This window comes from Micromonospora sp. NPDC005087 (assembly GCF_042872965.1).
Classification (GTDB): domain Bacteria; phylum Actinomycetota; class Actinomycetes; order Mycobacteriales; family Micromonosporaceae; genus Micromonospora.
On sequence record NZ_JBIALB010000017.1, the window covers coordinates 120789 to 130028 of the forward strand.

A 9240-nucleotide genomic window follows, 5' to 3' on the forward strand; every position below is an offset into this window, starting at 1 on the left:
GTGTCGAAGTCCTCGGTCGAGCCTGGGCCCGCCGCAGGCCGGCCAGGGACTTCGACACAGACCCTATCTCTGGACGAAGACCACCACGCTGCGAGCGGGCACGGTGAACGTGCCGGTGGCCCGATCGAACGCGGCCGTCCGCAGCGTCGGGTCGGCCGAGGTCGTCAGCACGGGGTGCAGCGACACGTCCGCCCCCCGCAGGCCCGGCAGCCGCTGGGACGCGGCGCCCGGGGTGCCGTTGAAGACCACCGCGACCGACTTCCACCGCGGGTCCAGGCCGCGACCGTCCAGCGTCATCGTCAGCACGCCGGGCGTCTCCGCCTCCCCGGAGAGCGGGAACGCCACCCGCCGCTGCACCTGGTCGGCCGAGGCGAGGCCGAAGACCGGCGACGAGGCCCGGATGCGCAGCAGCTCGGCGTACCGCGCGTCGGTGGTGGTGATCGCCGCGCAGTCCGGCACCAGCGCGGGGTCGGCCAGCAGCGGCTTCGCGTACGGCCACTTGTCCTCGTTGTCCTGCGCCGGCGGCAGGCCGGCGCCGAACCCGTTGCCGTTGGCGCAGCCCCAGCGGATCTGGTTGAACCAGTCACCGGAGTTGTACGAGTTGCGGTCCAGCGACTTCGACCGCAGCCGCTCGGTGCCGGCGGTGACGAAGCCGGTGCCCTGGCCCAGCACCACCGTGCCCAGCGCCAGCACCTGCATCCGAGCGCGGTCCAGCGCGACGGTGGTCTGTGGCAGCTTGTACGCCAGCGCGTCGTACAGGATCTCGTTGTCGTGCGCGTCGACATAGGTGACCGCCTCCCCCGGCGCGGCGGTGTAGCCGGCCGGCGAGCCGTTGTAGTCCACCTGCGCGCCGGTGACCTGCCGCCCGGCGGAGTCGGTGAACCGGTACCCGCGCAGGTTGCCGGTCAGTCCCACCTTGATCAGGTCGTGGGCGTGCAGCAGCCGGGCCTTCTGCTCGGCCGGCGACCCGTTGACCGGATCACCGTTCGGGTCGGTGTAGAGCCCGGAGGCGAAGCCCTGCGCCCGCGGGTTGGCGTCGAACGGTCCACCGCCGCGCACCGCGTCGCGCAGCCGGTCGTTGAAGGTGCCGATACCGGTGCCCGCCATGTTGGCCTGGGTGGCCTGCACGAACCGGGCGTCGTTGGCGACCTCGCCGAAGTTCCAGCCCTCGCCGTAGAGCAGGATCGACCGGCCGTCCACGCCGTCGCGGGCGACGGTCAGCCGGTCCAGCGCCTTGCGTACGGCCAGGATGTTCGCCTTCGGGTGGTGACCCATCAGGTCGAACCGGAAGCCGTCCACCTTGTACTGCCTGGCCCAGGTGACCAGCGAGTCGACCACCAGTTTGCCCATCATGGCGTGCTCCGGGGCGGTGTTGGCGCAGCAGGTGGAGTTGGCCACCGTGCCGTCCTCCAGCAGCCGCTGGTAGTAGCCGGGCACGATCTGGTCGAGCACCGACTTCTCGTCGACGCCCGCCGCCGAGGTGTGGTTGTAGACCACGTCCATGACCACCCGCAGGCCGACGCCGTTCACCCCGGCCACCATCCGGCGGAACTCGGCGGTCCGCGCCGCGCCGGCCGGGTCGACCGCGTAGCCGCCCTCCGGCACCGTGTAGTGCAGCGGGTCGTAGCCCCAGTTGTAGCCGTCGGCCTCGGCGACCGCCGCCACGCACCTCTGCTGCTCCGCGGAGTCCGGCGGCAGGGCCGCCAGGTCACAGGCCGGCTGGCGCTGGTCGACCCGCTTCTCCGGGATGGTCGCGAAGTCGAACGCCGGCAGCAGGTGCAGGTGGGTGACCCCGGCGTCGCCGAGCGTCCGGAGGTGGGTCATGCCGGCTGTCTTCGGGTCGGTGAAGGCGAGGAAGGTGCCCCGCCGCTCGGCCGGCACGCTGTCGTCGGCGATGGAGAAGTCGCGCACCGACAGCTCGGAGACCTGCGCCTTCGCCGCCGGCACCGCGGCCGGCTTGCGCAGCGTCCGCCAGCCCGGCGGGGCCAGTGCCGGGTCGTTCAGGTCGACCAGCTGACTGTGCGCCGAATCCGCCGACAGGGCCACCGAGTACGGGTCGGTCACCGAGGCGGTGACCATCCGCTGCGCCGCCGGCTGCCACGCCTGCACCTGGTACCGGTAGTACTTCCCGGTCCAGGCGTGGCTCCCGCGCACCGACCAGACCCCGGTGCGGTCGTCGCGGCGCATCGACACCGTCCTCGGCTGGGCGGTGGGCGAGTCGAACAGTTGCAGTGCCACCGTCCGGGCGGTCGGCGCCCAGAGCGCCAGGCTCGGCGTCCCGCCGGCGAACGTCGGCCCGAGGGTGGCGTCGGTCGCCCGGGCATACACGTCGTCGAGCACACCGGGGATCTGCACGCCGGTGGCGGCGAGCAGGGCCCCCTCGGCGTCGCGCTCGGTGACCAGCAGCTGCCCACGCAGCGCCGCCGGCACCCGGGCCAGGTCACCCCGGTCGAGGGTGAAGCCGCGGTACGCCCACAGGTGCGGGAACGCGGCACGCTGGGCCTCGGTCAGCCCGTTGCGCTGCGCCCGCAACGGCAGGGTGGTGTACGTCCCGGTCAGCTCCCCATCGGCCACGCTCACCCCGCCGGCCGGCGCGGTGACCAGCGCGTACGTCCTACCGTCGGTCGGGCCGGTCTGCCAGGCCACGGTGGACCGGTCGATCCAGTGCGCCTTCTGCTTGGCGATATCGGTGTCCCGGCCGGCGCCGGTCGCGGTCGAGGGCAGCAGCCGGCCCGGGGTGGCGGCGAGCAGCCACACCTCCCGGCCGGCGCTGGCGAAGTCGAGCCGCTGGTCGTCCGGCAGGTCCTTGGTGTCGCCCTGGTGGATGATGTAGTTCAGCCCGGTCGCCCCGGCCGCCAGCGGCACCCGGAACACCGCGCCGAACGCGTCGACGGAGGTCGGCGTGAGCGGTGTGGACCACTCGGTCGGGTTGGCCGCGCCGTCCCACAGGTGCAGGCCCCAGCCGTCGTAGTTGCCGTCGACCCGCCGGTAGTGGATCACCGCGGTGCCCTCCTCGACCGGCGGGTCCGGTTGACCGGTGGCCGCCTGCCGAGTCGGGTAGATCGCCGGGTCGCCCTGCTTGAGCCAGACCTCACCGGTCTGCGTGACGTCGACGCTGCGGTCCTGGGCGACGTCCTTGGTGCCGTTCCGGTCGACCACCAGGAAGCTCACCGACTTCGCGCCCGGCTTGAGCTTCACCCAGGCGAACCGGCCGTAGGAGTCCTCCCCGGCGAACGGCTGCCCCTTGGGCCACTCGGTGACGTACGCCGGGTCGATGTCGCCCCACGCGTACAGGCCCCAGTCGTCGTACCCACCGGCGGGGCGCTGGTAGTGCACCACCGCCCACTCCCGGGACCCACCCTGCTGCGGCGTGCCCACGATGGCGGTCGACCGGGCGGTCGCGGTGCGGCCCCGCCCGTCGCGGACCACCGCCTTGTACTCCACCGACGTCCCGCCGGCCAGCCCGGTCAGGTCGTGCTGCACGGTGTACGGCGCGTGGTCGGCGCTGCCCAACAGGGTCCACCGACCGCCGGCGACCCGGGCCGCCATGGTGACGGTGGCCAGCGGGTCACCGGTCACCTGGGCGGTGACCGCGGCTCGGGTGGCCACCGGCGCGTCCGGCGCGGGAGCGGTGATGGTGATGGTCGGTTTGCCGGCGGGCTGCGCGACGGGGGTGCCGGCCCGGTGCACCACCGCCGACAGCGGCGGCACGGTCAGGGTCAGCTTTCCGTCGGCGCCCGCGGCGGCGGCACCGGTCGAGCCGTAGATGCCGGTGAAGGTGGCGCCGGCCGACCAGGTGTCCACGGTGACAGTCTGCGCGGTGTCGGCGTTGTTCACCGCCACCACGTACTCGATGCGGTCTGCGGGGGCGATCCGGGAGGCGGCGAAGACGCCCGGGCCGTCGGCGGCGTACCGGGTGACCTGCACACCGTCGCGCAGCGCGGGGTGCGCCTGGCGCAGCCTGCCCAGCTCCGCGATGGTCCGGTAGAGCGGGTGGGTGGGGTCGAACTGGTCACTGGCGTGGGTGCGGTCCGTGCCGAGCAGGTCGTCGTCGAGGTAGTCGGTGACCTTCGAGGCGAACATGTCCTGCCGGGCGTCCTTGTCCCCGCCCGGGCCGGTGAAGCCCTGCTCGTCGCCGGAGTAGATCACCGGCTGGCCACGGGTGAGGAACATCAGCTGGTGCGCGAGCTGGTCGCGGCGCAGGTGGCTGGCCGAATCGGTGCCTCCACCGGCGATGAACGAGCCGATCCGGCCCATGTCGTGGTTGCCGAGGAAGGTGGTGAGCCGGCCCGCGTCGGTGTCCCGGGCGGCGTAGAGGTCGTCGCGGGCGTACACGTCGGCCAGCGCCTTCGCCGAACCGGCGCCGGCGGTGTAGCCCCGCGCGGCCTCCTGGAACGCGAAGTCGAGGGTCGCCGGCAGACCACCCTGCCGGACGTAGCTGGAGCTGATCTCCGGGTCGGCGCTGTACACCTCGCCGAACATGAAGAAGTCCTTCTTGCCGGCCTTCTCGGCGGCCCGCTCGATGCCCTGGCTGAACTGCGGCCAGAAGTCCATGTTGACGTGCTTGACGGTGTCCAGCCGGAAGCCGTCGACGCCGGTCGCGCCGATCCAGTCCCCGTACGCCCTGGTCAGACCCTGGACCACCTCTGGGCGTTCGGTCCACAGGTCGTCGAGGCCGAAGAAGTCGCCGTACTCGCTGTTCTCGCCGGCGAAGGTGGAGTCGCCCCGGTTGTGGTACATGGTGGCGTCGTTCAGCCAGGCCGGGACCTTGACCGTGGCGTCCTCCCGCTCGGCGAACGTCGGCGTGTACGGGAACGACGCCTGGTTCACCGGCGGGAAGGCGCGGGTGCCGTCGGCGTAGTTACGGTCCTCGAACGCCCGCCCCTGCGCGTCGGTGTACGGCGAGGTCGCCTTGTCCACGTAGGCGTACCGGTTCTCGGCGTACTTGATGACGTCGGCGGTGTGGTTGACGATCACGTCGAGGTAGATCTTGATGCCGCGCTGGTGGGCCAGTTTGACCAGCCGCTTCATCTCCTCGTTGGTGCCGAAGTGCGGGTCCACCTGGGTGAAGTCGGTGATCCAGTAGCCGTGGTAGCCGGCCGAGACGTCGTCGCCGGAGCCCTGCACCGGCCGGTTCTTGAAGATCGGGGCGAGCCAGATGGCGGTGGTGCCCATCCCCTGGATGTAGTCCAGCTTGTCGATGACGCCCTTCAGGTCGCCGCCGTGGTAGAAGCCCTTGTCGGTCGGGTCGAGGCCGGTGCGCAGCCGGTCACCGGAGAGGCCACCCCGGTCGTTACGGGGGTCGCCGTTGGCGAACCGGTCCGGCAGGACGAAGTAGAACTGCTCGGCGCGGGCGGTGTCGGTGCCCGCCTTCAGGAGTTCCTCGGCGGTGGGCTCGCCGCGCCACTGGGCGGCGCCGGCGACAGCGAGGGGGTCGGTGCCGGAAGGCCGGGGGTCCGCGGCGGCTGGACGCACCGCGACCGGGCTGCCGACGAGCGTGATTGTGAGCAGGGAGGCGAGGGCGAGCAGGGCGGTGCGCGGTGTCGGCGGGGGTTTCATCGACGGCCTTCCTCTGGTCGTGATTGGCCGCACGCTAACCCTTGCCGAAACAATCTGCAATGCCTTGCAAACAAAGTCGTAACAGAGCAGCCGCCTTGCGGAAGCACCCGTCACCAGGCGTACGTCCACCGACGACCGTCCAGGTCAGAACCCGATGCAGCGCACCCCGTCGACCGTGCACCCCCGCGGCGTGGTCGACGACCGCTCCAGATGAAACCGCAACGACGCCGAGCCGCCGGCCGGCACGTCCACCCCGCTGGCGTACGTGAAGCCGCCGTCGGTCTGCCGCACCGTCCCCTGTGGCACGCCCTCCACCCAGGCGGTCACCAGCCGCCCACCGCCGAAGTCCAGCCGCACCGTCCACCCCCGGTCCTCGACGGCCCGGTTGACGATCAGCACCTCGCCGATGAAACCCCCGTCGAAGCTCTGCACGACCCGGTATCGGCCACTCACCGCGGGCGCGCCCTGCGTTGGCCGCGGCGCCGGCCCGCTCGACGTCGGCCCGCCCGGCCGACCGGCGCTCGGCGGTCGCGACCCGGCCGGCGCGCTCGGGGACAGCCCACTCGCGCGCGGGGACAACCCGGGCCGCAACGGCGGCGCCGACGATCTCGGGGGTGTCGGCGCCGTGACGGTGGGCGGGACCGAACCCTGCGGAACTGGCAGCGCCGGCGGCAGCGCCGATGCGTCGTCCGGCGCCGGACTACGTCCCCGATACGCGCCCAGGGCAATGAAGAGCAGGACCACCATCACCACGACGCCGGCGAACACCACGATCCAGGGCGACGACGCGACAGCGGCCGGACCACGGGACGGTCGCGGGGCGCGACGCATGCCGGACATGTACCTCCCTCAGCGGGCCGTCCGGGCAGCGTAGCCACCGGCGGTCGGACCCGGAAGCTCCGGCGGCGGCACCGGAGGTCCGCTGACCGGGCACCAGGTCAACCGAGTTGGCAGTCGACCCCGTTGACCGTGCACCGGTCCGGTCGCTCCCCCGAGTCGCCCCAGCCGAGCCGCAGCCGCAGCGTCCGGCTGTCACCCGGGGCCAGGGAACGGGTGCCGCGCAGCACGAACTCGCCGTCCCCGCGCGCCGACACCGAAACTCCCGAGTCGCCGCTGATCCGCAGCTTCCGCACGTCGTCGTCGTACGACAGCTCCACCCGCCAGTCCAGCGACCCACCCGACGCGTTCGTGACCGACAGCACCGCCTCGGTCCCGTCCCACCCGTCCGTTCCGACCTGGTACCGGGCGGTGACCGTCTCCTGGGCCGGACCGAGCGGCACCGCCGACGCCGCCGGGGCGGACGTCCGACCCGGAGCCGGCGAGCTGGTGCTGACCCGTGGCGACGGCGCCCGGCTGCTGCGGGTCGGTCGCGGCGACGCCGTGCGCGGCTCCGCCCCGGTCGGAGTCGGCGTCGGCGTCGGCGTGGCCGACGCGGTGGCCGGCGCGGTCGGCAGGAACACCGGCGGCCCGGCCTGCGACATGGGCTCCGGCTCCCGGGTACGGAACGACAGCAGCGCGACCACCAACAACACCACCAGCGCGCAGACCCCGAGCAGCACCACGATCCACGGGACCGACGCCAGCACCCGCGCCGCCCGCACACCCTCCGCACCGTCCGGCCGCATCGCCATCAGGTCTCCCCTCGTCCCCGCCGACGCGCCAGCGTAGCCAGCACAGGCCAGACCGGAAACCAGGCGGGTACGGATCGGACCGACCAGCCGACCCGGAGCGGAAAACGGCTCGATCGCACCGGTTGGTCAGGCCGTCCGGACAACCGTGGAGATGAGCGGCCCCTCACCGGTGGTGCGCAGCAGGTAGCTGTACCGCTCCCCCGGCACCGCGTGCCCCCGACTGTCCAGGAATTCCCACTCCACCGCCACCATGGTCAGCAGCGCGGACATCGGCTGCACGTCCTCGATCTGGGCGTGCGCCGCCACCAGTTCCCGGTCCTGGTAGTCGGGTGCGGCGCCCACGAAGGACAGCGCCACCGCCGCCGGCGAGTTGAACGAGAAGCTGTAGGTGCCGGCCACCACCAGCCCGGGCAGGGCGTAGCAGCTGGCGATGGCCGGCAGGTCGCCGGAGGTCAACGCCACGCCGTACCGGTCGAAGAAGTCGGTCAGCGCCTTGAGATCGGTGGAGGCTTTCACGGCCCAGCAATTGCCGGTCACCGGGCACGTCAAACCTCAGCGCGGCGGAACCTGGACCTCGATCTCCGCACCCAGCCGCGCGTCGGCGGCCAGCCCCAGGTCGTCCCCGCTCCAGAACCGCCCCGGGTCGTACCAGTTTGGACGCCGGCCGGCGGGCAGCAACCCCATCGCCTCGTAGGTCACGGCCACCACCTCGGCGCAGTACGCCGTCTCCAGAGCCCGGTCCCGCGCGGCCGGCGACCCACCCGTCAACGAGGCCGACGGCGGCGCCGGCCGACCGGGTCGCGGCAACGCCGGCACCCGACCGCGCACCCAGCGCCAGGCCAACTGCGCGGTGGACGGGAACGGCGTGCCGTCCAGCCGCGCGATCGTACGGAGCACCGCCCGTTCCATCTCCCCGTCCGCCGGTGGATCGAGCTGCCGCAGCCAGGCCCGCTGACCGTACCGGTTGGCCCAGACGCAGACCGCGTCCCGCAGGTCGTGCAGTTGCACACCGCGCTGGTGGGTGCCGGACCACAGATCCGGCAGCGACCTGCCCAGCTCCGCGTGCCACATCAGCGGCGGCATGTCGTCCAGCACCACGGCCATGCCCACGTGGTTGACCGGACTGTTGGTGGTGAACTGGATCGCCCGGTCCGGCACGCTGCGACCCCGGAACACCCACACGTCGCCGGTGCGGGTCAACTCGACCGCCTCGTCCAGGCTGATGCTCATGAGGGTCTAGCCTAGGCCGATGGGGCAACGAATGCGGTGGTGGAAGGTCCTCGGGCTGGCCGGCCTCGCCGGGGTCGCGGCCACCGGTGTGGTCATCGCACGGGCCGAACGGCGCCGGCGCGCGTACACCCCGGAGGAGATCCGGCAGCGGCTGCTCGAACGGCACGCCCAGGCGAGCGACGCCGCGAAACCCGCCGACCCGGCCTGACCACCCGCCTCGACACTCCCCCGTCGACGCAGCGATCTCCTTCGAAGACCTGGCTGCGAACCTAGTAACCGCCGAACGGTAACCGCACGATCGACGGCCGGTCTCCCGTGACGGGAGACCGGCCCGGTCGCGGGCGGCATCCGCACCAAGGCGCGTTATACCTCAGAGTCATATTTATGCCTCACAGGTATCGGGCTCGAATGCCTGCTGCCTCGCCCGCCCGGAACGCCGTCCTGACCTCGGGGCGGTTGTGGCCTCGGCGTGTTTGGCAGGCGGCAGTGTCCCGGGGATCGCGCGGATCGTGGACCCGGCCGGGTTGAGACCCCCGACGGACTGATGTCCGGTTCGTGATGGGCGCGGCTGGACGTGGTGTCCGGTTCCGGAGTTAATGTCCCGTGATCGGGGGCACCCGCAGGGTGGAATCGGGGGCCGGTCGGGGTGGTTATACCTGGCAGATCACCGCGGGGCCCGGTAGCCGCAGGCCGCCGGGAACACCGGCCAGGCCGCCACGGTTACATCCCCCGTAGCCGCCGACCGCCGGGAACACCCGCCGGGCCGGCACGGTTACATCCCCCGGACACCCGAGCAGGTCCCCTCCGATCGCCGGGTCGT

The 9240-nt window shown here is 72.5% G+C and carries 6 protein-coding genes; 1 reads left to right on the forward strand and 5 read right to left on the reverse strand.

Annotation, left to right across the window (positions count from 1 at the left end; translation table 11 throughout):
• Positions 1–63: 63 nt before the first annotated feature.
• The 5 genes from pulA to ACFYPS_RS29825 all read right to left on the reverse strand — a co-directional run bounded on the left by pulA (position 64) and on the right by ACFYPS_RS29825 (position 8420).
• A complete protein-coding gene (gene pulA / locus ACFYPS_RS29805; protein ID WP_387328695.1) occupies positions 64–5559 on the reverse strand; it encodes a pullulanase-type alpha-1,6-glucosidase in 5496 nt (1831 codons plus the stop codon).
• Positions 5560–5703: 144 nt separating this feature from the next.
• Positions 5704–6012 (reverse strand): cellulose binding domain-containing protein, encoded by a 309-nt coding sequence (locus ACFYPS_RS29810; protein ID WP_354967484.1) that lies wholly within the window; start codon positions 6010–6012, stop codon positions 5704–5706.
• A gap of 485 nt (positions 6013–6497) precedes the next feature.
• Complete coding sequence (locus ACFYPS_RS29815) at positions 6498–7190, reverse strand: hypothetical protein (protein ID WP_354967483.1); 693 nt, start codon at positions 7188–7190, stop codon at positions 6498–6500.
• Between the two features lie 126 nt (positions 7191–7316).
• Positions 7317–7706, reverse strand: coding sequence for a hypothetical protein (locus tag ACFYPS_RS29820; RefSeq protein ID WP_387328711.1), 390 nt, complete (start codon positions 7704–7706; stop codon positions 7317–7319).
• 36 nt (positions 7707–7742) lie between these two features.
• Positions 7743–8420, reverse strand: a complete 678-nt coding sequence (locus ACFYPS_RS29825; protein WP_354967482.1) for a hypothetical protein — start codon at positions 8418–8420, stop codon at positions 7743–7745.
• A gap of 19 nt (positions 8421–8439) precedes the next feature.
• Between ACFYPS_RS29825 and ACFYPS_RS29830 the strand changes: the two genes are divergently transcribed.
• Positions 8440–8628, forward strand: a complete 189-nt coding sequence (locus tag ACFYPS_RS29830; protein WP_354967586.1) for a hypothetical protein — start codon at positions 8440–8442, stop codon at positions 8626–8628.
• Positions 8629–9240: the final 612 nt, after the last annotated feature.